26 protein-coding genes are annotated in these 20,752 nt (G+C 69.4%); 6 read left to right on the top strand and 20 right to left on the bottom strand.

The genetic code is table 11. The features are described from left to right. Nucleotides 1-67 precede the first annotated feature (67 nt). Nucleotides 68-928: a winged helix-turn-helix domain-containing protein gene (locus AC5DRG_RS24625; RefSeq protein ID WP_491813140.1), complete on the bottom strand. Its 861-nt coding sequence runs from the start codon at nucleotides 926-928 to the stop codon at nucleotides 68-70. A 186-nt stretch (nucleotides 929-1,114) separates the two neighbouring features. Here AC5DRG_RS24625 and AC5DRG_RS24630 point away from each other — a divergent pair, with 186 nt between their 5' ends. After that, a complete protein-coding gene (locus AC5DRG_RS24630) occupies nucleotides 1,115-1,303 on the top strand; it encodes a hypothetical protein (protein ID WP_491812802.1) in 189 nt (62 codons plus the stop codon). Nucleotides 1,304-1,314: 11 nt separating this feature from the next. Here AC5DRG_RS24630 and AC5DRG_RS24635 read toward each other — a convergent pair whose 3' ends face one another. Beyond that, nucleotides 1,315-2,208: a winged helix-turn-helix domain-containing protein gene (locus AC5DRG_RS24635; RefSeq protein WP_491812803.1), complete on the bottom strand. Its 894-nt coding sequence runs from the start codon at nucleotides 2,206-2,208 to the stop codon at nucleotides 1,315-1,317. Nucleotides 2,209-2,412: 204 nt separating this feature from the next. On the opposite strand from AC5DRG_RS24635, the gene AC5DRG_RS24640 reads away from it, so the two are divergent. After that, a complete protein-coding gene (locus tag AC5DRG_RS24640; protein WP_491812804.1) occupies nucleotides 2,413-2,598 on the top strand; it encodes a hypothetical protein in 186 nt (61 codons plus the stop codon). A gap of 153 nt (nucleotides 2,599-2,751) precedes the next feature. Here the strand turns inward: AC5DRG_RS24640 and AC5DRG_RS24645 are convergent, their stop codons facing one another. Together AC5DRG_RS24645 and AC5DRG_RS24650 are read right to left on the bottom strand one after the other, a co-directional pair. Next, the gene (locus AC5DRG_RS24645) at nucleotides 2,752-4,005 is read right to left on the bottom strand and encodes a GNAT family N-acetyltransferase (protein WP_491812806.1); all 1,254 of its coding nucleotides are present in this window, start codon (nucleotides 4,003-4,005) and stop codon (nucleotides 2,752-2,754) included. A gap of 52 nt (nucleotides 4,006-4,057) precedes the next feature. Then, nucleotides 4,058-4,657, bottom strand: coding sequence for an RsiG family protein (locus AC5DRG_RS24650; RefSeq protein WP_491812807.1), 600 nt, complete (start codon nucleotides 4,655-4,657; stop codon nucleotides 4,058-4,060). Nucleotides 4,658-4,816: 159 nt separating this feature from the next. Here AC5DRG_RS24650 and dtd point away from each other — a divergent pair, with 159 nt between their 5' ends. Next, entirely contained in the window at nucleotides 4,817-5,242 is a 426-nt protein-coding gene (dtd, locus tag AC5DRG_RS24655) for a D-aminoacyl-tRNA deacylase (protein ID WP_491812808.1), read from the top strand. Here dtd and AC5DRG_RS24660 read toward each other — a convergent pair. From AC5DRG_RS24660 to AC5DRG_RS24690, 7 genes are all read right to left on the bottom strand, one after another. Continuing rightward, nucleotides 5,220-7,007, bottom strand: a complete 1,788-nt coding sequence (locus tag AC5DRG_RS24660; RefSeq protein WP_491812809.1) for a helix-turn-helix domain-containing protein — start codon at nucleotides 7,005-7,007, stop codon at nucleotides 5,220-5,222. The two genes, dtd and AC5DRG_RS24660, sit on opposite strands and share 23 nt — an antisense overlap. A gap of 231 nt (nucleotides 7,008-7,238) precedes the next feature. Further along, a complete protein-coding gene (ygfZ, locus tag AC5DRG_RS24665) occupies nucleotides 7,239-8,204 on the bottom strand; it encodes a CAF17-like 4Fe-4S cluster assembly/insertion protein YgfZ (protein WP_491812810.1) in 966 nt (321 codons plus the stop codon). Nucleotides 8,205-8,214: 10 nt separating this feature from the next. Further along, nucleotides 8,215-8,661: a Fur family transcriptional regulator gene (locus AC5DRG_RS24670; RefSeq protein ID WP_491812811.1), complete on the bottom strand. Its 447-nt coding sequence runs from the start codon at nucleotides 8,659-8,661 to the stop codon at nucleotides 8,215-8,217. Nucleotides 8,662-8,697: 36 nt separating this feature from the next. After that, the gene (locus tag AC5DRG_RS24675) at nucleotides 8,698-9,273 is read right to left on the bottom strand and encodes a heme-binding beta-barrel domain-containing protein (RefSeq protein WP_491812812.1); all 576 of its coding nucleotides are present in this window, start codon (nucleotides 9,271-9,273) and stop codon (nucleotides 8,698-8,700) included. Nucleotides 9,274-9,699: 426 nt separating this feature from the next. Continuing rightward, nucleotides 9,700-10,599 carry a hypothetical protein gene (locus AC5DRG_RS24680; protein ID WP_491812813.1) on the bottom strand — a complete coding sequence of 300 codons (900 nt, stop codon included), beginning with the start codon at nucleotides 10,597-10,599 and terminating at the stop codon, nucleotides 9,700-9,702. Next, nucleotides 10,596-11,459, bottom strand: a complete 864-nt coding sequence (locus AC5DRG_RS24685; RefSeq protein WP_491812814.1) for a hypothetical protein — start codon at nucleotides 11,457-11,459, stop codon at nucleotides 10,596-10,598. The genes AC5DRG_RS24680 and AC5DRG_RS24685 overlap by 4 nt, the downstream gene beginning before the upstream one ends. Beyond that, nucleotides 11,456-12,220: a hypothetical protein gene (locus AC5DRG_RS24690; RefSeq protein ID WP_491812815.1), complete on the bottom strand. Its 765-nt coding sequence runs from the start codon at nucleotides 12,218-12,220 to the stop codon at nucleotides 11,456-11,458. Before AC5DRG_RS24690 ends, AC5DRG_RS24685 begins: the two co-directional genes overlap by 4 nt. 267 nt (nucleotides 12,221-12,487) lie before the next feature. On the opposite strand from AC5DRG_RS24690, the gene AC5DRG_RS24695 reads away from it, so the two are divergent. Further along, nucleotides 12,488-12,850 (top strand): DsrE family protein, encoded by a 363-nt coding sequence (locus AC5DRG_RS24695; RefSeq protein ID WP_491812816.1) that lies wholly within the window; start codon nucleotides 12,488-12,490, stop codon nucleotides 12,848-12,850. Here AC5DRG_RS24695 and AC5DRG_RS24700 read toward each other — a convergent pair. The 9 genes from AC5DRG_RS24700 to AC5DRG_RS24740 form a co-directional block, all read right to left on the bottom strand. After that, on the bottom strand, nucleotides 12,844-13,224 hold the full coding sequence (locus AC5DRG_RS24700; protein WP_491812817.1) for a VOC family protein: 381 nt from the start codon (nucleotides 13,222-13,224) through the stop codon (nucleotides 12,844-12,846). The two genes, AC5DRG_RS24695 and AC5DRG_RS24700, sit on opposite strands and share 7 nt — an antisense overlap. A gap of 10 nt (nucleotides 13,225-13,234) precedes the next feature. After that, a complete protein-coding gene (locus AC5DRG_RS24705) occupies nucleotides 13,235-13,495 on the bottom strand; it encodes a DUF3099 domain-containing protein (protein WP_491812818.1) in 261 nt (86 codons plus the stop codon). A 253-nt stretch (nucleotides 13,496-13,748) separates the two neighbouring features. Further along, nucleotides 13,749-14,036 (bottom strand): DUF1416 domain-containing protein, encoded by a 288-nt coding sequence (locus tag AC5DRG_RS24710; protein ID WP_491812819.1) that lies wholly within the window; start codon nucleotides 14,034-14,036, stop codon nucleotides 13,749-13,751. 60 nt (nucleotides 14,037-14,096) lie between these two features. Then, nucleotides 14,097-14,936 (bottom strand): sulfurtransferase, encoded by an 840-nt coding sequence (locus AC5DRG_RS24715; RefSeq protein WP_491812820.1) that lies wholly within the window; start codon nucleotides 14,934-14,936, stop codon nucleotides 14,097-14,099. 124 nt (nucleotides 14,937-15,060) lie between these two features. Beyond that, on the bottom strand, nucleotides 15,061-15,141 hold the full coding sequence (locus AC5DRG_RS24720; protein WP_355172694.1) for a putative leader peptide: 81 nt from the start codon (nucleotides 15,139-15,141) through the stop codon (nucleotides 15,061-15,063). 231 nt (nucleotides 15,142-15,372) lie between these two features. Further along, the gene (locus AC5DRG_RS24725) at nucleotides 15,373-16,107 is read right to left on the bottom strand and encodes an LmeA family phospholipid-binding protein (RefSeq protein ID WP_491812821.1); all 735 of its coding nucleotides are present in this window, start codon (nucleotides 16,105-16,107) and stop codon (nucleotides 15,373-15,375) included. A gap of 90 nt (nucleotides 16,108-16,197) precedes the next feature. Continuing rightward, nucleotides 16,198-17,364, bottom strand: a complete 1,167-nt coding sequence (locus AC5DRG_RS24730; protein WP_491812822.1) for a hypothetical protein — start codon at nucleotides 17,362-17,364, stop codon at nucleotides 16,198-16,200. Between the two features lie 8 nt (nucleotides 17,365-17,372). After that, entirely contained in the window at nucleotides 17,373-17,627 is a 255-nt protein-coding gene (locus AC5DRG_RS24735) for a MoaD/ThiS family protein (protein ID WP_491812823.1), read from the bottom strand. Between the two features lie 52 nt (nucleotides 17,628-17,679). Next, a complete protein-coding gene (locus AC5DRG_RS24740) occupies nucleotides 17,680-18,543 on the bottom strand; it encodes an alpha/beta hydrolase family protein (RefSeq protein ID WP_491812824.1) in 864 nt (287 codons plus the stop codon). Between the two features lie 193 nt (nucleotides 18,544-18,736). Here AC5DRG_RS24740 and AC5DRG_RS24745 point away from each other — a divergent pair, with 193 nt between their 5' ends. Continuing rightward, the gene (locus tag AC5DRG_RS24745; RefSeq protein ID WP_491812825.1) at nucleotides 18,737-19,516 is read left to right on the top strand and encodes a winged helix-turn-helix transcriptional regulator; all 780 of its coding nucleotides are present in this window, start codon (nucleotides 18,737-18,739) and stop codon (nucleotides 19,514-19,516) included. An 86-nt stretch (nucleotides 19,517-19,602) separates the two neighbouring features. After that, a complete protein-coding gene (locus tag AC5DRG_RS24750; RefSeq protein WP_491812826.1) occupies nucleotides 19,603-20,625 on the top strand; it encodes a LacI family DNA-binding transcriptional regulator in 1,023 nt (340 codons plus the stop codon). Nucleotides 20,626-20,752: the final 127 nt, after the last annotated feature.

Below are 20,752 nucleotides of genomic sequence, written 5' to 3' on the forward strand. Positions count from 1 at the left end.
AGCTGACGGCAAGTTGACGACACGGCAGAAGGCGGGGGGTGCGCCCATGGTCCTGGTCGAAGGCGCGCTACGACAGCGTCAGATCCGAAGCGATCGTCTCCCAGAGCGCGTCGAACCACATCTGGGACTGCTCCACGAAGGCGGTGTCCCGTTGCCCGGCGTTCTTCTCGAAGGAGAAGAGGAGGGACTGGGAGCCGAGGGCGTCGTACATCTCCATCGTGCCGCCCTCCATGCGCTCCTCCCGGCGCGTGAGCATGTAGTAACCGATCAGCGCCTCCTCCCTGTTGAAGAGGTAGAGCTTCACGGGCGGGGTGAGCGGCAGTGCGCGGAAGGTGACGTGTACGTCGATGCCGTGCGTGGAGCGCAGGGCCAGCAGGTTGTGCTTGAGGACCTGGCCCTGGGCGTTGCGCTGGGCCAGCCACCGCTGCTGGAGCGGGTCGTCGTCGCCGCGCCCCTCGACCGGGACCGGGAAGGCGAGGCTGATGTCGCGGGACGGCAGCAGGATCCGCAGGTCGATCGACTCGGGGCGGATGAGGCCGGCGTGGATCTCGCGGAGCGGTTCCCCCAGAGCCATCAGCAGGGACACGGCGGTCAGGCACGTCACGTCGATCCGCACCTGCGGCGCCGAGAACGCCGCCATCAGACGTGGCGCCAACCCCACTGCCGTCGGCCGGGGTTCGTCCCGGTCCTGAACCGGCTCGGCGACCCTCGGCGGGCTCCCCTTGCTGATGGCGCCGAGCAGACCCTCCTCCTGGAGCTCGCGCAGGGCCTGGCGGACCGCACCCCGCTCCACCCCGAACTCGTCGGCGAGTTCGGCCTGGGTCGGCAGACGGTCGCCCGCCCTGAGCTCTCCGGCGTGGATCCGTTGCCGCAGTGCGTCGGCGATCTGCTGTGGCGTGCGTCTTCTGCTGCCGTGCGAGCCGTTCATGACGCCCACTGCCGTTTCCCCCTCGCTCACGACAAACGGTACAACCACCCTCCACTTAGAGGGAGTTGTTCGAAAGTTGTTTATCCAGCCCCGCCAAGTTGGAACAACATAGCTAGAGTTGGTTGCCAACTTACCCAAGTTGGTAAGATCTCACGCCACTTCGGTGCCAGGAAAGGATCCCCGGCCATGCCCGTCATCGCCTTCGTCACCGCGGGCTTCGTTGTCGCCGTCGAACAGCTCACCCAGTGGAAGTACGGCGCCGTCGGTATCGCCGCCCTCATCCTGCTGGCCGTGGGTGTCAGGTTCCGCAACCACACCTGCAGCACCATCGGCGCCGTGGCGCTCGCCCTCATGGTCTCCAGGCCGGCGCTGTGAACCGGCGGCGGTCAGGACGTCAGATTCAGCTCCGTGCTGATGGTCTCCCACAGCGCGCTGAACCACAGTTGGGACTGCTCCACGAACATCGCGTCCCGGACTCCGCCGCCCCGGGCGAAGGTGAAGAGAGGGGACTTGGTGCCTCCGGCCGCGTACATCTGCAGGGGCTCGTGGTCGATCTCCTCCTCGCGCTCGGTGAGTGTGTAGTAGGCGAAGAGCGCCTCCGCCCCATTCAGCAGGTAGAGCTTCACGGGCGGCGTGAAGGGCAGCGCGCGGAAGGAGACGTTCACGTCGATGCCGTGCGTGGCCCGCAGCGACAGCAGGTTGTGCTGGAGGACCTGCGCCTGGGCGTTGCGCTGGGTCAGCCAGCGGCGCTGGAACCGGTCGTCGGACGCGGCGGCCACCGGCGCCGGGAAGGCGAGGTCGATGTCGCCGCTGGGCATCAGGACGCGGACGTCGATCTTGGCCGGTTTGACCTGTTCGGAGTGGATCCGGTGCAGCGGTACGCCCATGGCGAGCGTGAGGGAGCGCGAGGCCAGGCACAGGGCGTCGATGGTGACGTGCGAGGCCTCGAAAGCCTCCGCGATACGGGACCCGAGAGCCACCCTGGTGGCCTGCGGCTCGGCTCCCGGCCCGGTCACCGCCTTGCCGAGGTCGGGTGCGACGGTCGCCGGGCTCCCCTTGGACACGTTGGTGAGCAGGTGCTCCGACTGCAGGATGCGCAGCGCCTGCCGGACCGCGCCCCGCTCCACCCCGAACTCCTCCGCCAGCTTGGCCTGGGTGGGCATGCGCTCGCCCGGCTGCAGCTGGCCGGACTTGATCCGGTCGCGCAGCCTGTCCGCCACATCGCGATGCGTCGGGGGGCCGCTGTCCTGCCCGTTGACGGAGGCACGTTCCGAAGTCACAGCGGAACATTACAACTTTGCGCCATCTTTGGGCAGCTTACCCACAGATGGTTCCCAGACACTTCCAAGAAGGCGCCATCCAAGCTAAGTTGGCAACCAACTTTCTCAACATGGTTGCTACTTCCGACGGTTGGTCTCACTGACGCGATCAGCACAGCCCTGTCGGCGGGGTCCGCTCCGCCCTCCCCGGAAGGTACGGACCTCATGCCCTACATCGCCCTCGCCCTCGCCGCCCTCGCCATCGGATTCGAGCAACTGATCCAGTGGAAGTACGGGCCGATGGGAATCATCGCCTTCGTCGCCCTGACCGTCGGCATCAAAGCCAAGAACAACGTGATCAGCGGCATCGGCGCGATCATCCTCGTCATGCTGCTCGCCCCGTCCGGCTGACCACCCGCCGGCCTCCAGACGGCTGGCCGGGCTCCCCCCTGGAGGGGAGCCGGGAGCCCGGTCAGTCCGCACCACCGCACCACCGCACAACAACCACAACTGAACAGCTACGGATGAGCTACCCAATGCACCATCGCCGCCCGAAAGGAGGTCTCAGAACATGTCCGGGCACCAAGCCCGCCTGGACATACGCAGCAGGGCGTCGGCCACCTTGGCGGCGCCCGCTCGTGCTTCCCGGACCCGGCCCAGCGCCGCCAGCCGCACCGCCGACTCGTCACCGAGCCACAGCGCCGCCAACTCCCCCACATCAAGCACGAGTTCGGCATCCTCACGGGTCCGCACGCACGACCCCACCCCGTCCGCCGACGCCTCCAGCCGATACCGCCCGCCCACGAAACCGGCCCCGTCGACGACCTCAAGGACCAGCGAGCCCGCTCCCGCGTACGTACGCGCCTCCAGAGCCCGTACGACATCCAGGATCCGCACCCACAGCCAGTCCGCGTGAGTGGTGAGCCGGGCGGCCCGCGGGTCCGGCAGGAAGAAGGGGAGCAGGTCGTCGGGGGCCCGCCAGCCCGTCTTCACCTTGGTGATCCAGTCGATCGAGCAGAGGTGCAGCCACAGGGCCCGCTCGGCGGCCGGCGTCGCCGCGAGCAGCCAGTTCACGTCGGCCGTCTGGCCCGGCTGCTTGGCGTCCCAGGTCTCGTCCGCCTCGTACGACGCGATCCCCTCGACCTCGCCGTCAGCGGCCCGGTAGACGGCGTAGAAGGGCTCCGTCCAGTCCTCCCCGAACCGCACGGCACCCGTGTTGACCCGCCACCACAGCTCGTCGCGGCTGACGGCACCCGGCTGGGCCCGCCGCACCCGCTCATGCAGTTCGGGACCGAGCTTGCGTACGTCCTCCGCGTCCACGAGGTCGATCCGGCCACCGTCCTGTGGCCCCGCCCAACGGGGGTCGAGCCCGGCCCGCGGAACGTCGATCGTCCACTCCGACATCCAGGTCGCGGGCCCGAAGCCGTACCGCCCGTAGATCCGGTACTCGGCGGCGATCAGCGTCGCGACGACATCCCCGCGTTCCTTCGCGTCCGCGAGATCCCGGCCCATCATGCGGGTCAGCAGCCCGCGGCGGCGATGGGTGGAGGTGACGGTGACGTTCGAGATGGCGTCGGCGGGCACGGCCGCACCCCCGACGGCCGTGACCTCCTGCGCGAACGACCGGAACGTCGCCACACACCGCTCCCCGTCGAACGCCCCGAGCAGCCGCCCGTCCACGAACTGGTTCCGCCGAGCCGCGAGCACCTCCTCCGACAGGACAGGCGGTCGCAGAAACCCGGTGGCCATAGCCCGCTGCCACGCCGGAAACTCGGCTTCGATAATCGGGCGTACGTCGATGTCGACACGGCTCGTCATGGACTCACGGTAGGCATGCGGGGACGGGAGTGTCGCGGGGATTTCGGCGCCGTCAGATCAGCAGGTCGTCCACCTGCGCCTCCCCCTCGCGGTACCGGCGGGCGATCTCCGCGCTGCAGTCGTCGGCCGTGCGCTGCAGCCGCTGTCGCCGCCGGGAGACCTGCTGCTCGTACCGCACGAGCCGGGCCATCGCGGTGTTCAGCTCCAGGTCCGTACGGGCCTGAAGATCCGACAGCTCCACCTCCGCGAGCATCTCGGCGGCCAGCAGCCGGTACTCCTCGCTGTGCGGAGTGCCCAGCGTCACGTGCCGGGCCGAGGAACGCTGGCGGGCCGGCGCGTCCGTCAGGATCTCCGGCAGCCGGTCGACCACGGACGCCTCCACGGACACCGCCCCGGCCCTCGCCATGGACGCAGGCCCGCGCCGCGCCAGTTCGGCCCGCAGGATGTCGATGCGCCCCTGCAACAGCCGTCGTACGTAACTGAGATCGGCCTCGTCCCGCTGCGCGTCCCGGCGCAGGGCGCGCAGCTCGGGCAGGCGCAGAAGCGCCAGGTCGAGCTCGGGCGGATCCTGCGCCAGCAACGGGCTGTCGACCCGCTGCACGGGCGGCCGGGCAGCCGTCGCATGGGGCTGCCTGGTACTCGGTGTGCTCATGTGCCTCTACCGTCCCCTCGACCGGCGAATGAATGCATCGTGCCACCCCAACTGGCCGCTATGTGACCGAGTGCCCCCGATCGGCCCCAGATGGGGGGTTAAGGATCAAAAATGCAGCCCCCCGTGGACTGCCCTCGCCGGCACGGCATCATGGATCACATGCGTGCAGTGGTGCAGAGGGTGGACGGTGCGAGCGTCGTCGTCGGCGGAGAGACGGTCGGGGAGATCATCGGCGAGGGGCTGTGCGTCCTGGTCGGGGTCACCCACGAGGACACCAAGGAGAAGGCGGCCCAACTCGCCCGCAAACTCTGGTCGATCCGCATGCTGGGCGACGAGAAGTCGTGCAGCGACATCGACGCCCCGCTGCTCGTCATCAGCCAGTTCACGCTGTACGGCGATGCCCGCAAGGGCCGCCGGCCGACGTGGAACGCGGCGGCCCCCGGCGATGTCGCCGAGCCCCTCGTCGACGAGGTCGTCGCACAGCTCCGCGCCCTGGGCGCGACCGTGGCCACGGGCCGCTTCGGCGCCCGGATGCGGGTGTCCCTGACGAACGACGGCCCCTTCACGGTCCTGCTGGAGATGTGAGCAGGAGCTCGCGGCAGTCCCGGGCCACGGCGGCCATACCGAGTTCCTCCGCCGTACGCAGCGCGGTGCGGGCGAGATCGTAGGCCGCGGCCCGTACCGCGGGAGAGTCCGTACGCAGCCGGGCGCGCGCCTCGTCGAGGCGGAGCCGGGCCATCTGCGCCGACGAGTGCTGTGCCACCCGTACCGCGCGGCGCAGGTGCCCGAGCGCGGTCTCCGGCTCGCCCGCGGCCAGGGCCAGCAGTCCGCTGAAGCGCGCGGCGGGACCCAGCAGGACGGTCGGCCAGCCCGCGAGGACCAGTTCGCCGGGGTGCGCGTCGAGCAGCGCGCGCAGGGGCGGGAGGCAGGCCGACAGCTCGGCGCCGAGCAGGTCCCGCTCCGCCAACTCGGCGCACGTCTGGGCGAGTACGGCCGCGGTGGGCACCCCCCAGCCGCTCGGCGGGAACCGTGTGAAGCCCTCCGTGTCCGCCGCGAAGGCCAGCACCTGGTCCACGGCCTGTTCATGCCGGCCGGTCTCGCACAGGGCGAGGGCCAGGCCCGCCCGCCACACCGGGAAGTAGTCGCGGCGCCGTACCCCGGACATGAGCGGGGAGCCGAACAGGTCGGCCATCCTGCCCTGTTCGTAGCGGAGCCAGTAGGCCTGGCCCAGGCAGGTCTGGCTGAGGGTGTCGGCGGGCACGGCCAGGTCCGCCTCCATGGTGTCGGCGATCGTCCTCGACTCGCCGAAGATCCACTCCTCGGCGGCGGGGAACTCGCCGTGCCACAGGTTGATCAGCGCGTCCAGTGTGTGCTGCTGCCAGCGGGCGAGCGTGCTGTGCCGGTGTGCGGCGTGCTCGCGGTGGCGTCGGATGGTCGCGTCCGCGGCGGCGACGCGGCCCACGCGTAACTGGTCGATGGCGAGGGCGACCAGCGCCTCGCCGATGAAGTACATCGAGCGCGAACGCGTGGCGACGTCCCGGAGTTCGGTCGACAGCGCGAGCAGCTCGGCGGCCGGGACGAAGTCGTAGAGCGCCCAACGGCACTCGGTCAACACCTCGCAGTGAGTGTCGGCCCCGATGCCCGGCAGGCGTTCCCGCAGCTCGCGCAGCACGCCGCGGGCCCGGTCCACGCTGGTGCCGGGTTCCGCGCCGGGTACCGCCGTGTCGTCGCCGACGCCGAAGGTCAGCTTTTTGACGCGGTGGGCGGTGAGGCGCAGCCGCAGCTCCACCGCGGGCAGGTCCTCGCGGCCCTCCAGCGCCTTCAGGCACTCGTCGATGCGGGTGAGGAGCTCCCGGTCGACCTGGCCGGGATCCGACCAGCGGCGGGCACAGCGGACGACCGCGTAGGCCCGCGCGAGGTCGTCGCCCTCGGCGGCCCGGTATGCGGCCAGGTAGAGCCGGCCCGCCTCGTACATGTCGCCGAGGAGATGGCGGCTGTCACCGCGCCGGATCAGCTGGTCGAACTCGGCGCCGAAACCGCCGTAGCCGCCGACCGCGTCCGGGCCCCGTTCCGGTGACCCCTGTGGCCTCCGTCGCCCCCGCCTCCCAGGTGGCTCGGGCCGCGCGGGCGGATCGGGACGCACGGGCAGCAGAGCGACCAGCTCGCCTTCCGCGTGCAGGGCCGTGTCGCACTCCCGGGCCAGTGCGGGACCGGGCATGCGGGTGCCGTTCTCCACCCGGCTGAGATAGCTCTTGCTGTAATTGACGAGCAGCGCGAGTTCGCCGAGGGACATCCTGGCGGCTTTCCTGCGCATGCGCAGTGCCTCGGCGAATTCCTCTTCCGGTGTCAAAACGGCCTCCCCCGGGCAGCCTCAACACTCGTTCGTCGAACACTTGCTCCATGTGTCCGATCAGTCGCTGCCCGTTGCCAAATTATGGGTTGTCAACGGCATATAGCGCCCCGCGTTTCTCAGCCGGACTCATCCTGGACAACAACGAGAGCGCCCCGGACGGGGGGAGGGGCGCTCTCGGGGAACCGCGACAAATGCCCAGGGAATACCCACGAATTGACTACGGCTCGACTAGGGCTCGACCACGGTCTCCTGAGCCGCCGCCGTGTCCCCCGCCACCAGCCGCGCGTCCAACGGAACGTTGCGCTTCACCAGGGCCAGGGCGACCGGGCCCAGCTCGTGATGGCGTACGGACGTGGTGATGAAGCCGATCTTGCGGCCGTCGGGGCCGTCGTCGGCCAGCCGGATCTCCGTACCGGCGACGGGCAGATAGACCTCGCTGCCGTCGAGGTGGAGGAAGACGAGTCGACGGGGCGGCTTCCCGAGGTTCTGCACCCGGGCGACCGTCTCCTGCCCCCGGTAGCACCCCTTCTGCAGATGCACCGCCGTGCCGATCCAGCCCAGCTCGTGCGGGATGGTGCGGTGGTCGGTCTCGAAACCGAGGCGCGGACGGTGGTGCTCGACCCGCAGCGCCTCGTATGCCAGGATCCCGGCCGGCGGGCCCGCCTTCTCGGCGTACGACTCCAGGTCGGCGCGCGGCAGGAACAGATCACGGCCGTACGCCGTCTCGCGTACGACGACGCCCTCCGGCACCTCCGCGATCGAACCCGCGGGGAGGTGGACGACCGCGAAGTCGCCCGTCCGGTCGGCGACTTCGACGCGGTAGAAGAACTTCATCGACTCCAGATACGCGATCAGCGCGTCCTGGGTGTCCGGTTCGGTGTGCATCCACGTCGTCGTGCCGTCGTCGACCAGATACAGGGCGTGCTCGATGTGACCGTGCGCGGAGAGGATCAGCGCCTCGGTGGACTCGCCGACGGGCAGGTCGCTGACGTGCTGGGTGAGCAGCAGGTGCAGCCAGCTCAGCCGGTCCTCACCGGTGACGGCGACGACGCCGCGGTGGGAGAGGTCGACGAAACCGGTGCCGTCGGCGAGGGCGCGCTGCTCACGGAACAGATCGCCGTAGTGGGCGGCGACGCCTTCGTCCACGCCCTCGGCGGGGACGGCGCCGGGCAGGGACAGCAGGGGGCTCTTCATATGCCTAAGCCTACGACTCGGTAGTTGAACGCTTCAGCGAACAGTCCTTGCACCGGCCGAAGATGGCGAAGTGCTTCATGTCCGTCTCGAAACCGAAGGTGTCCTTCAGCTTGGCCCGGAACTCGGCGGCCACCTGGACATCGGCCTCGATGACGTTCTTGCAGTCACGGCAGACTAGGTGGATGTGGTGGTGCCGGTCGGCGAGATGGTAGGTCGGCGCACCGTGCCCCAGATGCGCGTGGCTGACCAGCTGGAGCTCCTCCAGGAGCTCCAGGGTCCGGTAGACCGTGGAAATGTTGACCCCCGACGCGGTCTTCCTCACTTCCACGAGGATGTCGTCGGGGGTCGCGTGCTCCAGGGTGTCCACGGCTTCGAGCACGAGTTGCCGCTGCGGCGTCAGCCGGTAGCCGCGCTGCCGCAGGTCGCTCTTCCAGTCAGTGCCTTGGGTGCTCACCACACCACAGAGTCTATGACCACTTGACGAACACGATTCCTACTTGAAGAAGGCGATCCCGTCGTCCGGCATGTCGTCGGGGAGGGCCTTCGCCCAGCGCTCGACGTCCTCCGGGGTGACGACCTTCTTCAGGTGGGCCGACATGTAGGGGCGCAGCTCGACCTCGGGGGTCTGCTTCTCGCCGACCCACATGAGGTCGCTCTTGACATAGCCGTAGAGGCGCTTGCCGCCGGTGTACGGGCCCGAGGCGGCCGTACGGGCCACCGCGTCCGTGACCAGGTCGATCTGCGGCTTCTGCTTGCCCAGCTCGCCGTACCAGATCTCGACGACGCCGTCGTCGCGGACCATCGTCACCTCGACCTTGCGGTCGGCGTCGATCCGCCAGAAGCCGGACTCGGACTCCAGCGGGCGGACCTTGTTCCCGTCGTTGTCCAGGACCCAGGTGTGGGAGTGGTACTCCAGGAAGTCCCGGCCGTCGTGGGTGAAGCTGACCTCCTGCCCGAAGTTGCACTTCTCGGAGCCGGGGAAGTCGTGCACACCGGCACCGGCCCAGTTCCCGAGCAGGAAGACCAGGGGGACCAGGTCCTTGTGGAGGTCGGACGGGATCTCGATCATGAGGTCGGAAGTTCCTTGGTGGGGATCAGCGCTGGCCCTGGTACAGCTTCTTCACGGTCAGCCCGGCGAAGGCGAGAACGCCGACGCAGACCAGGGCCAGCAGGGCTTCGAAGAATGCCTCAAGCACGGGGTGCTCCTCGGTTGAGCGTGGATGGGCGGTCGTACACAAGAGCCGGGCCCCAGCTTATCCGGCCGGGACCTGGTGCTCTCCGCGAGGTACACCTCGCCAATGTCACGGCCTAGGGCCTGTCCGGCGGATCCTGTCGCAGACGCGGGGTCTGGCACGCCGATCTGCGGCGTTGTCGTCGGTTGCCGACGCTCCGCGTCGACGCCCTCCTCCGTCTTGCAGCTCGACGCACCAGACCCCGCTCACCGGCGATGACGGAGCGCCGTCGCTTTCCTGCGACCTGATCCGCCGGACAGGCCCTAGCCGAGCAACTGGCTCTGCAGGCTCACCGTCTGTTGGAAGGGAACCGCCGCCGCGGCGCCCTTCCGGGACTGGATGACCACCGCGAGGACGTCACCGGCGGAGAGGTAGGCCTGGCGGACCTGTACGGGGCCGTACGGCTTGTTCTCGACGTAGACGACGGGCCAGATGTCCTCGGTCCTGGCGGACTGCTGCGGGAACTTCTCGTCGGCGGCGGACGTCCCGGCGTCGCGCACCTCGTAGCCCGGGCTGCTGTACGGGGCCATGTCCTCGCTGAACAGCTCGTCCACGACGGCCGCGGTGTTGAAGTGGAGCAGGTAGACCCGGGTGTGCGTGCCGTCCTTGGTGGTCCAGCCGCGGGCCGCGATGTTCCGCAGGCCGTAGTCGGTGAACTTCTGCCCGAGTTCCTCGCGGGACTCCTTGTCCACGAACTCCGCCAGGAAGTCCTTCGTCGCCAGCCAGCCGTCCTCGCCGCGCAGCGCCTTGTCCTCCGTGGCGCCCTTGGGCGCGGGCAGGACGAGGGCCCGCAGATCGGCGAAGTGGGCACCGGCCGTGTTCGCCTTGTCGAAGGGCGCGGGACTGCCGGAGGGCAGCGGCGGCTTGACGAGCGTCGGGTACTCCCAGCGTCCGTCCGACTCCGTCGCCAGACCCGGTACGTCCGTCCGCTCCATCCCCGCGATCCCGTACGCCGTGCCCGCCCCGACCGCCGCGAACACGACGACGGCGGCGGTCCAGCGCAGGGCGGCACGCAGGACACGGCGGTCCTTCTTCACCGGGGGTGGGGTGAGGGGCGGTACGTCGGGCATGGGAGGCAGGGGAGCCACCGGTGACTCGACCGGCCCGGCGGTCTCCTGCTCGGCCACGACCTGCGGCTGCTCGGTTGCCTGCTGCTCGCTCATACCGCCTCCCCCGGCTCGGCGATGCGGTCGAGCTGCTCGCTCAGCAGCATCGCGACCCCCTTGGTGTCGAGTGGCTTGGCCCCGTCCGCCGTGAGGCTGACCAGGACCTCTCCCACGTAGGCCGAGCAGTACATGGAGTCGAGGTCCTCGTCGGCGTCCTTGGGCGGCAGGAAGCACTTGGCGTTCTTGTAGCCCTTGATCGCCGGCCCCTTGCGGAAGATGTCCAGCGCGTCGAGGAACTCGTTCTGGAACGTCGCGATCTCCCGGACGGCCGTCTTGTTGTCCATCTGGGACAGCGTGACGCTCACCGTGTAGATCCCCTCGTTCTCTTCGAGGGAGCTGGCCTCCGCGCTGATGTAGCTGCGCATCGCCATGCCCTTGACGCGCTGCTTGTCGATCTCCTTCTCCAGCTGCTTGCGCTGAGAGCGGGGAAGGTCGCTCACCGACTCCTTGCGCAGGGCCGTGGCCTGGGCGCCGCTGAGCTGGGCGTCGTAGCCGAACTCTCCGATGTCGGGCCCGCGGTACCAGCCGCCCTGCCCGTACGGCACGAGCATCCCGGCGAGCCCGGTCGCGGTCGCCGCCTTCTTGGTGTCGGCGGCCTCCTTCGGGAACTTCCACACGGGGGCACCGGCATCCCGGTCGGCCTCGTCCACGGTCACGACGGTGTAGCCGACACCTGCGACGACGGCCCCGGCCAGCAGCACGGACCCGGCCACGGCGGCGATACGGCCACGGCGGACGGGCTTCTTGACGGGCGGGGCGGGCTGCGGCGACGGCTGCTCGGCGGACTCCAGGATCTCGACCGGCCCGGCGGGCGCCACGATCTCGGCCGGCGCGCTCTGGTTCTCGTTCTCGCTCATAGCCGCCCCATCTGCCGCTTGGCCAGGTCCATGATCTTCGCCTTGGGGATCGGCTTGGAGTCCCACACGTAGATCTCGACGGCGATGTCACCGCGCCAGGCGGACGCCTCCGCCGTGTACTGCGGCAGATAGCCGGGCTCGGTGTCGGGCTTGTTGTGGACGTACACCCAGCCGTCCCCGGTACCCGGGATCGCCCAGCTGTCGGTGTCTTCCTCGTCCTCCGCCCAGTACCGCTGGCTGTCGTTGCGGTCGATGGCGCCGAGATCCTCCTCCTGCCGGAACTGGATCAGCCGGATCTGCACGCCGTACGTGCTGGTGACCTCCCAGCCGGTGGTGGCCAAGCGGCGGAACTCCCCGCCGATGAGGTTGCCGAAAATCTCGTCCGGCTCCGTGAAGGCGTCGGCGTAACCGGCGAGGTCCACCCAGCCGTCGCTGCCCTCGACCCAGTCGCCCTCTTTCGCTCCGGCCGGCTTCTTCAGCAGCAGCTTGCGCAGGTCACCGTCGGTCTTCACCTTCGGGTCCTGCTCTGCCGACAGCGGCTCGGGCCCCTCGCCCTTGGCCTGTACGAGCGTCGGCTGCGAGAGGGAGGGCAGCTTCGTCGGGTCGCGATCGGCCTGGATGAGGTAGCCGGTGCAGGTACCGGCGACGAGCCCGAGCACGACGGCACCGGCGATGAGCAGCGCGGTGCGGCCACGGGGGCGGCGCGAGGGCGCTGCCGCTTCGGGCGTTTCAGGTATTTCTGCTGGTACTTCGTCAGGCATTTCGGGTATTTCGGGTACTTCCAAGACGTCCCCCACAGCAACGTGAAACGCGGATTCCGTCTCCGCGCTTCACAGGTGACCCATGGTCAACGCCTTGGGTTGCAGGGATCTTGATTACGATTCAGCCACGCTGAAACGACCCGACGAACCCGGCCCAGGCGGCCCCGAAGACAAGCGGGGTACGAGCAGGGTCCTTCTGATCCAGGTGCCCCCGGCCTTTGTCCTGCCGGCGGTGGCGCTCGCGGCGACGGGATTACGCTTCGCCGCATGAAGAAGAAGCTCGTGATCAAGGTGACGGCCGGGGCCGATGCCCCCGAGCGCTGCTCACAGGCGTTCACGGTGGCGGCGGTGGCCGTGGCCAGCGGTGTCGAGGTGTCTCTGTGGCTGACCGGGGAGTCCGCGTGGTTCGCGCTGCCGGGCCGGGCCGCCGAGTTCGAGCTGCCCCACGCGGCCCCGCTCCCGGACCTGATCGACTCGATCCTGGCCGCCGGCCGCCTCACCCTGTGCACGCAGTGCGCCGCACGCCGGGACATCACGGAGAAGGACGTCATCGAGGGCGTACGGATCGCGGGGGCCCAGGTCTTCGTCCAGGAGGCCCTCGGGGACGAGACGCAGGCTCTGGTCTACTGAGACGCCTGCGTCCACAGGCAGAACGGGTGGCCCGCCGGGTCGAGGAACACGCGTACGTCTTCCTGCGGCTGATAGGCGGCGAGCCTGGCTCCCTCCGCGAGGGCCCGGGCGGTCTCGCTCTCCAGGTCGTCGACCTCGATGTCGAGGTGCAGCATCATCTGCTGCTCGCCGGGTTTGCGGGTGGGCCACACCGGGGGGACGTATTCCGGCTCGGTCTGGAAGGACAGGCCCGTCCCGCCGCCGGGCGGTCCGATGAGCACCCAGTCACGCTCCTGGGCGCGCACCACGTACCCGAGCAGACGCATGTAGAAGTCGGCCAGCGTATGCGCGTCATGCGCGTCCAGCACCACGGTGGAAAGCCTCGTAGGCGACATGCCCGCCTTCCTACTGTCGTCGCCGCTTCCCGTCCAGCTCGTCCCACCACTCGTCGGACTTGGGGTCACCGGACGGGTCGTCCCACCAGCGGTCCTCGGGACCCCGGCGGTTGGCGACCATGGCGGCGACCGGCGGAATCAGCATCGCGACCACACACATCCCGACGGCCACCGGAATCGACCAGATCCGCACGACTCCCCAGGCCAGGACGAAGAGCCCGATGCAGGTCCCCATCATGGCGAAGTAGATGTGGCGGCGCCGTGCGTACATGACTTCAGCGTAGATCTGCGACAGCGATTGCGGGCGGCCCGGGAACCCGGGACACAGGCCCACACCGAAGGCCGACGGACGGAGTCCGGCGCAGGGGCCCGAAGCCTGCGCAGCAGTGCGAGGGGCCCGTCAAGGAGAGGCTGTGCGGGCGCCGTGCGTACATACGTCCAGCGTAGGCCCGTACATGCCGAAAGGGCCGCACCCCCGAGCGGGGGTGCGGCCCTTCAGTTGCTTCGGTTGGCCGGGGTCTTTGTCAGACCGCGATCGCGACCTCCGAGAGGCCGCCCGTCTGGGCGACGACCGTGCGGTCGGCGGTGCCGCCGGGCACCAGGGCGCGGACGGTCCAGGTGCCTTCGGCCGCGTAGAAGCGGAACTGGCCCGTGGCGGAGGTGGGGACCTCCGCCGTGAACTCGCCGGTCGAGTCCAGGAGGCGGACGTAACCCGTCACCGGCTCGCCGTTACGGGTCACCTGGCCCTGGATCGTGGTCTCACCGGGCTTGATCGTCGAGGCGTCGGGGCCGCCGGCCTTCGCTCCACACATGTCTTTCTCCAAAGAGGGGTCTGACCGGAAGGAAGGCCGGTCGGGGTCTGACTGGATTGCTTACTTGTTGGCGCCGAGCTCGATCGGAACGCCGACCAGGGAGCCGTACTCGGTCCAGGAACCGTCGTAGTTCTTGACGTTCTCGACACCGAGCAGCTCGTGCAGCACGAACCAGGTGAGCGCGGAACGCTCACCGATGCGGCAGTAGGCGATGGTGTCCTTGGCCAGGTCCACCTGCTCCTCGGCGTAGAGCTCCTTGAGCTCGTCGTCCGACTTGAAGGTGCCGTCGTCGTTGGCGTTCTTCGACCACGGGATGTTGCGGGCGCTCGGGATGTGGCCCGGACGCTGCGACTGCTCCTGCGGCAGGTGCGCCGGCGCGAGCAGCTTGCCGCTGAACTCGTCGGGCGAACGGACGTCGACGAGGTTCTGCGAACCGATGGCCGCCACGACGTCGTCGCGGAAGGCGCGGATCGCCTTGTTCTGCGGCTTGGCCTTGTAGTCGGTGGTGGCCCGCTCCGGGACCTCCTCGACCAGCTCGCGGGCGTCCAGCTCCCACTTCTTGCGGCCGCCGTCGAGCAGCTTGACGCTGTCGTGGCCGTAGAGCTTGAAGTACCAGTAGGCGTAGGACGCGAACCAGTTGTTGTTGCCGCCGTACAGGATCACCAGGGTGTCGTTGCCGATGCCCTTCGCCGAGAGGAGCTTCTCGAAGCCCTCCTGGTCGATGAAGTCACGGCGGACGGGGTCCTGGAGGTCCTTCGTCCAGTCGATCCGAATCGCGTTGCGGATGTGGTTCTTCTCGTAGGCGGACGTGTCCTCGTCCACCTCGACGATCGCGATGTCGGCGTTGTCGAGGTTGGCCTCGACCCAGTCGGCGTCTACCAGGACGTCGCTGCGGCTCATGCTCTTTCTCCTCCGGGGCAGTTGCGGCGGGGCGTGCGAGTGCGAGTGGTGCGCGGTTCCGGTGAGGGCGGCGCACTGATGCCCTGAGCAGGGCGGCGGGGGATGCGGAAGTCGGTGCTTCCGCTCAGAAGGCGCGACAGAGCATGGCGGCGACGCGGCACAGGTCTACTGCCCGCCGCTTCGTGAGGTCCGCCTGTCGCTTCATGGCGTCGAGCTTAGGGACGGACGGGCGGACATGTCACCGGTGTGTCGTATTTTGAGACGCGATCGTCCGGGATGTGAGACAAGATGACTGTCAGGGGTGGCGGAACCAGGCCTCGGGCCGTCTGTATCGGTCGTCACATCTGCCGTACGGACCGGTCCGTCTCGCTCTTCGGACACCTGCTGTCCACCTGTGTGCCCGTCAGATCGCCACCGGATCGCTCCGCTCGCCGTCCTACCCGGCCAGGCTGACGTTCGAACCCTTCACCGTGATCTCGACGCCGTTCGCCGCACCCTCGACCTTGTCGAGCTTGATGCCGCCGGGCAGCTGGTCGATCCCCTGCTGGAAGTCGGTGACGCCCCGGAGCTCGGTCTCGGCGAGCCGCACGCCGCCCAGCTCGGGCAGGGTGTCCGCGGTCACCTTTACGGTGTCGCCCTTGACCGTGACCGTGCTGAGCACGTCGACCGGATCCAGCTCCTGGCCCAGGACCGTCGCCTTGAGCGACACCTTGATCTTGCCGTCGCCGCCGTCCGAGAGTCCGACGACCTGCGCGGTGACGCCCTGGGCGAGCTGCGTCGGCTCGGACTTGGCCGCCTTGAGCAGCTGGTCGTAGGCGATGGTCGCGCTGCCGGTGGCGGTGGCGGCGGTGGCGGAGCTGAAGTCGCCGGAGAACTCGACGCCCTTCATGTCCGCCTTGAGGTCGTCGATACGGATCGTCTCGGAGTCGGTGCCCGTGGCGGCCTCGTAGTCCTTGATCCCGACCTCCACGTCGTCCAGCTCACCGCCGACGACCTGGGTGAGGAACGGGAAGCCCTTTATGGACACGTCGGGGGTGTCGGCGAGGCCCTCGTTGGCCTGCAGCCGGTCCGCCGCCTCGCCCTCCGCGAAGTGCACGGCGACCCGGTCCGCGATCACGAAGAGACCACCGAGGACCACGACGACGATCAGAAGTATTCGCAGTGCGCGCATGCTCGGTCTTCCCCCACGTCGACGGCCTTCGAGAACAAGTCACGAAGCGCTCACGCTAACGGTTCCCGCAAACGCCTGGGCCGAGAGTGACTAGACCAGCGCCCGCCCCAGCAGATACACCGCCGGCGCCGCCGCGGCCAGCGGCAGGGCCACACCCGCCGTGAAGTGCACGAAGCGGGACGGGTAGTCGTAGCTCGCGACGCGGTGGCCGATCAGCGCACAGGCGCCCGCGCCCGCACCCAGCAGCGCCCCACTCGCGCCCATCCCCGTCATCCCGCCGACCGCGATACCCGCGCCCGCCGCGGCGAGCAGGGACACCACCACCGACGCCGGGGTGGGCAGCGGCAGCGCGCGGGCCAGGACGGCCACCGCCACAGCGGCGGCGCCGACCGTGACCGCGTCCGGCTCGGCCGCGAGATGCCCGGCCGCGACGATGGCCAGGGCCGCCGAGGCGACGGTGGCCATCAGGCCGTACATCCGCGTGTCCGGGTCGGCGTGCGAGCGGAGCTGGAGTACGAGGGTCAGCAGCACCCAGACGCCGAGGGTGCCGAGGATCGCGGCGGGCGCGTTCCCCCGGCCGGCGGCGAGCAGGGCGACGTCCGCGGTCAGCGCGCCCGCGAAGGCCAGCGCGATGCCCTGGCGGGCGGGCCACATCCCGTTCAGCCGGAACCAGCCCGCCGCGGTGACGGCCTGGAGGAGAACGAGGGGGACGACGAGGGCGTACGAGCCGATGGCCGCCGTAGCGGAAAGCAGGAGGCCGAGGAGGGCGGTGAGCGCCGCCGGCTGCATGCCGGGTTCGATGATCGGGGAGCGGCCTTCGAGGCGGGCGCGCTGGGCGTCGGTGACGCGGGCGTTGCCGGCGACGGTGGCGGGGCCGTACCCCTCCGCGGCCGCCGGGGGCTCGGGGGCGGCCGGAGCCGCCGGAGCCTCCGGGCGATAGGCCTGGGAGGTCTCCGGCGGCAGCGGGTGACCGGCGACGCCGTAAGCCGACTGCGTCTCCTGGTATCCCTGTGCCTGACCCTGCGGCGGCAGGTACGCCGTGTCGGACGGCGCCACCGGCATCGACTGCACCTGGCTCTCCCAGGTCTGCCCCTGCCACTGCTGCGGGTACTGCTGGGCGGCGTGCGGATCGTCGTACGGCTGCTGATGCCCGGGCCACGCCTGCTGTTGCTGATACTGCTGGTTCTGCTGCTGGTTCTGCTGCTGATACGGGTCGTAGCCCTCGTAGGGCGCTCCCTCGTACGGCTGGTCGCTCATCGGTGTGGTCACCCTCCTGCGAACGGCGGGAGCACCTCGACCGTGCCGCCCTCGGCCAGCCGTACCGTCTCATGGTCGCGGGTGCCCACGGGGTCACCGTCGATGAGGAACGAGCATCGCCGCAGCACGCGGGCGAGTTCACCGGGGTGTCGCTCGCGTACCGCGTCGAGCGCCTCCGCGAGGGTGGCCGCGTCGAACGGCTCCTCCGGGATCCCGGCCGCGGCCTTCGCGGCCGCCCAGTAGCGCACCGTGACCTTTGGCATGTGCTGCTTCCTCTGCTGGTTCCTCAATCAATACGTCGGTGACACCGCCAGGCTAGCCCGCCTGTGTGACAGCCCAGTCCCCGATGCGGCGGAGCAACTCGTCGTCGGCCGCGTGTTCCGCGTGGCCCATGCCTGGCTCCAGCCAGAGTTCGCCGTGGTCGCCGGCGGCCTCGGCCAGCATCCGGGGGTGGTCGACCGGGAAGTAGCCGTCGATCTCGCCGTGGACGATGAGGAGAGGGGTGGGGGCGATGCGCGGGACCGCCTCGACCGGGGAGAGAGGGACCGGGTCCCAGTCCCGGTGGTGGATGCGGGTCCGGAGCCCGTAGCGGCTCACCAGGCGGCCCTCGCGCCGGGTTACCAGCCAGTGGACGCGCCGCATAGGGGCCGTACCCCGGTAGTACCAGCGAGCCGGGGCACTCACCGAAACCACCGCGTCCGTATCCGCCTCCGTGCGCCCCTCGCGCCCCTTTCCGTAGAGCGCCGCGTGCCGCAGGACCACCGAACCGCCCATGGAGAAGCCGACGGTGGCCACGCGCGCGTGCCCGAGTTCGCGTGCCCAGGCGATCGCGGCGGCCAGATCGTCCACCTCGCGGTCGCCGACGGTCGAGCTGCCGCCCGAGCGTCCGTGACCTCTGAAGGAGAACGTGACCACGGCGCCGTACTGCGCGAAGGCGTTCGCCACCCGCCGCACGTGTGGCTTGTCCACATCGCCGGTGAAACCATGTGCGACGACGAACGCCAGATCACTGGAAGGTGGCGTCGAGGAGTCGTATACGACGGGTCCCCGCTCGTATACGGCGTCGATCGTCACCCCGTCGACCGTGTGCAGAAACGTCCGCAAAGGGGTACTTGTGATCGTCTCAGAGTGCGGACTTACGGTGGAACGCGCCACATGACCTGCCGCATCAGTACTCATGTGGGCTATTCTGCTGGGCAGAGGACTCGGGCAGCGTAGCCCCCGGGTCCTTTTGTGCTTTCGAAAGCGTTGTATACGAAGTGGGAAACTCCGGGAAACACCAGGTGGCCGCTGGTGTACGACTCTTTCTGAGCACAGTGCAGTGCCGCAGTGCCGCAAACGTCCTCGCAGGGACCGAGGAGGAACCAGACGTATGAGTTCTCTGCTGCTCCTGACCAACGCCCTCCAGCCGTCGACGGAGGTGCTCCCCGCTCTCGGCCTGCTCCTGCACAACGTGCGAGTGGCTCCGGCGGAGGGCCCCGCCCTCGTCGACACCCCAGGTGCCGACGTCATCCTGATCGACGGCCGCCGTGACCTTCCGCAGGTGCGCAGCCTGTGTCAGCTGCTGCGCTCCACGGGTCCCGGCTGCCCCCTCATCCTCGTCGTCACCGAGGGCGGCCTCGCGGCCGTCACCGCCGACTGGGGCATCGACGACGTCCTGCTCGACACCGCCGGTCCGGCAGAGGTGGAGGCCCGTCTCCGCCTGGCCATGGGCCGGCAGCAGATCGTCAACGACGACTCCCCCATGGAGATCCGCAACGGCGACCTGTCGGTCGACGAGGCGACCTACTCCGCCAAGCTCAAGGGCCGGGTCCTCGACCTCACCTTCAAGGAGTTCGAGCTCCTGAAGTACCTGGCGCAGCACCCGGGCCGGGTCTTCACGCGCGCGCAGCTGCTCCAGGAGGTCTGGGGCTACGACTACTTCGGTGGCACGCGGACCGTCGACGTCCACGTACGACGGCTGCGCGCGAAGCTCGGACCCGAGCACGAGTCGCTGATCGGAACCGTGCGGAACGTCGGTTATCGATTCGTTACGCCGGAGAAGGGCGACCGTACCTCGGACGAGGCGAAGGCCAAGGCGGCCCTGGCAAATCCGGAGGATGCGGACGAGACGGCCTCTTTGGACGCCACGGAGATCCCCGCAGACGCTTAGGGAACGCTCGGGCAGGGCATTGCTTCCGCACAGGGAGCTTCCTTCTCGCCCTGCCCAGAGCGGGTCCATCCGCGTAGACTCCGCGCGTGGCAAAGGTGACTCGGGATGATGTGGCGCGACTGGCAGGTACGTCCACTGCCGTGGTCAGTTATGTCATCAACAATGGACCCCGGCCGGTCGCTCCGGCCACGCGCGAGCGTGTCCTCGCCGCGATCAAAGAGCTGGGGTACCGGCCAGACCGTGTCGCCCAGGCGATGGCATCGCGGCGCACGGACCTCATAGGCCTGATCGTGCCGGACGCACGCCAGCCCTTCTTCGGGGAAATGGCGCACGCGGTCGAACAGGCCGCCTCCGAGCGCGGAAAAATGGTGCTGGTCGGCAACTCCGACTACATCGCCGAACGCGAGGTCCACTATCTGCGGGCCTTCCTGGGAATGCGCGTCTCCGGCCTGATCCTCGTCAGCCACGCGCTGAACGACAACGCGGCCGCCGAGATCGACGCCTGGGACGCCCGGGTCGTGCTGCTGCACGAACGCCCCGAGGCCATCGACGACGTCGCCGTCGTCACGGACGACCTGGGCGGCGCCCAGCTCGCCGTCCGCCACCTCCTGGAGCACGGCTACGACTACGTCGCCTGTATGGGCGGCACCGCCGAGACCCCGTCGGTCGGCGACCCCGTCTCCGACCACGTCGAGGGCTGGCGGCGCGCGATGGCCGAGGCCGACGTCCCCATCGAGGGCCGGCTCTTCGAAGCCCCGTACAACCGCTACGACGCCTACCGCGTCGCGCTCGACATCCTCGGCGGCCCGAACCGCCCCCCGGCCATCTTCTGCTCCACCGACGACCAGGCGGTCGGCGTGCTGCGGGCGGCGCGCGAGCTGCGCATCGACGTGCCGGGCCAGCTCGCGGTGATCGGCTTCGACGACATCAAGGAGGCGGCGCTGTGCGACCCGCCTCTGACAACGATCGCATCGGACCGCCCCGCCATGGCCCGCGCCGCGGTCGACCTCGTCCTCGACGACGGCCTGCGCGTGCCGGGTTCGCGCCGCGAGCGGCTGAAGGTGTTCCCGTCGCGGTTGGTGGTACGACGGTCCTGCGGCTGCGAGTGAGGCCGCGCCGTCTGCCTGTATGAGGCTTTGCTGAGAGGGCCCGACGTGGGGCCAGAAGCGCCTTTATATCGGGCAAACGAGGTTCTGGCGGCGTTCTCAGGGAGCACTCAGCCAGCTCTCATCCCCG

Source organism: Streptomyces sp. JLBG701 (assembly GCF_058544905.1).

Excerpts from the sequence above, each read along its gene's own strand:
- AC5DRG_RS24625 (WP_491813140.1), bottom strand. The coding sequence starts at position 928 with ATGAACGGCTCGCACGGCAGCAGAAGACGCACGCCACAGCAGATCGCC.
- AC5DRG_RS24630 (WP_491812802.1), top strand. The coding sequence starts at position 1,115 with ATGCCCGTCATCGCCTTCGTCACCGCGGGCTTCGTTGTCGCCGTCGAA.
- AC5DRG_RS24640 (WP_491812804.1), top strand. The coding sequence starts at position 2,413 with ATGCCCTACATCGCCCTCGCCCTCGCCGCCCTCGCCATCGGATTCGAG.
- AC5DRG_RS24645 (WP_491812806.1), bottom strand. The coding sequence starts at position 4,005 with ATGACGAGCCGTGTCGACATCGACGTACGCCCGATTATCGAAGCCGAG.
- AC5DRG_RS24650 (WP_491812807.1), bottom strand. The coding sequence starts at position 4,657 with ATGAGCACACCGAGTACCAGGCAGCCCCATGCGACGGCTGCCCGGCCG.
- dtd (WP_491812808.1), top strand. The coding sequence starts at position 4,817 with ATGCGTGCAGTGGTGCAGAGGGTGGACGGTGCGAGCGTCGTCGTCGGC.
- ygfZ (WP_491812810.1), bottom strand. The coding sequence starts at position 8,204 with ATGAAGAGCCCCCTGCTGTCCCTGCCCGGCGCCGTCCCCGCCGAGGGC.
- AC5DRG_RS24675 (WP_491812812.1), bottom strand. The coding sequence starts at position 9,273 with ATGATCGAGATCCCGTCCGACCTCCACAAGGACCTGGTCCCCCTGGTC.
- AC5DRG_RS24680 (WP_491812813.1), bottom strand. The coding sequence starts at position 10,599 with ATGAGCGAGCAGCAGGCAACCGAGCAGCCGCAGGTCGTGGCCGAGCAG.
- AC5DRG_RS24685 (WP_491812814.1), bottom strand. The coding sequence starts at position 11,459 with ATGAGCGAGAACGAGAACCAGAGCGCGCCGGCCGAGATCGTGGCGCCC.
- AC5DRG_RS24690 (WP_491812815.1), bottom strand. The coding sequence starts at position 12,220 with ATGCCTGACGAAGTACCAGCAGAAATACCTGAAACGCCCGAAGCGGCA.
- AC5DRG_RS24695 (WP_491812816.1), top strand. The coding sequence starts at position 12,488 with ATGAAGAAGAAGCTCGTGATCAAGGTGACGGCCGGGGCCGATGCCCCC.
- AC5DRG_RS24700 (WP_491812817.1), bottom strand. The coding sequence starts at position 13,224 with ATGTCGCCTACGAGGCTTTCCACCGTGGTGCTGGACGCGCATGACGCG.
- AC5DRG_RS24705 (WP_491812818.1), bottom strand. The coding sequence starts at position 13,495 with ATGTACGCACGGCGCCGCCACATCTACTTCGCCATGATGGGGACCTGC.
- AC5DRG_RS24710 (WP_491812819.1), bottom strand. The coding sequence starts at position 14,036 with ATGTGTGGAGCGAAGGCCGGCGGCCCCGACGCCTCGACGATCAAGCCC.
- AC5DRG_RS24715 (WP_491812820.1), bottom strand. The coding sequence starts at position 14,936 with ATGAGCCGCAGCGACGTCCTGGTAGACGCCGACTGGGTCGAGGCCAAC.
- AC5DRG_RS24720 (WP_355172694.1), bottom strand. The coding sequence starts at position 15,141 with ATGAAGCGACAGGCGGACCTCACGAAGCGGCGGGCAGTAGACCTGTGC.
- AC5DRG_RS24725 (WP_491812821.1), bottom strand. The coding sequence starts at position 16,107 with ATGCGCGCACTGCGAATACTTCTGATCGTCGTCGTGGTCCTCGGTGGT.
- AC5DRG_RS24730 (WP_491812822.1), bottom strand. The coding sequence starts at position 17,364 with ATGAGCGACCAGCCGTACGAGGGAGCGCCCTACGAGGGCTACGACCCG.
- AC5DRG_RS24735 (WP_491812823.1), bottom strand. The coding sequence starts at position 17,627 with ATGCCAAAGGTCACGGTGCGCTACTGGGCGGCCGCGAAGGCCGCGGCC.
- AC5DRG_RS24740 (WP_491812824.1), bottom strand. The coding sequence starts at position 18,543 with ATGAGTACTGATGCGGCAGGTCATGTGGCGCGTTCCACCGTAAGTCCG.
- AC5DRG_RS24745 (WP_491812825.1), top strand. The coding sequence starts at position 18,737 with ATGAGTTCTCTGCTGCTCCTGACCAACGCCCTCCAGCCGTCGACGGAG.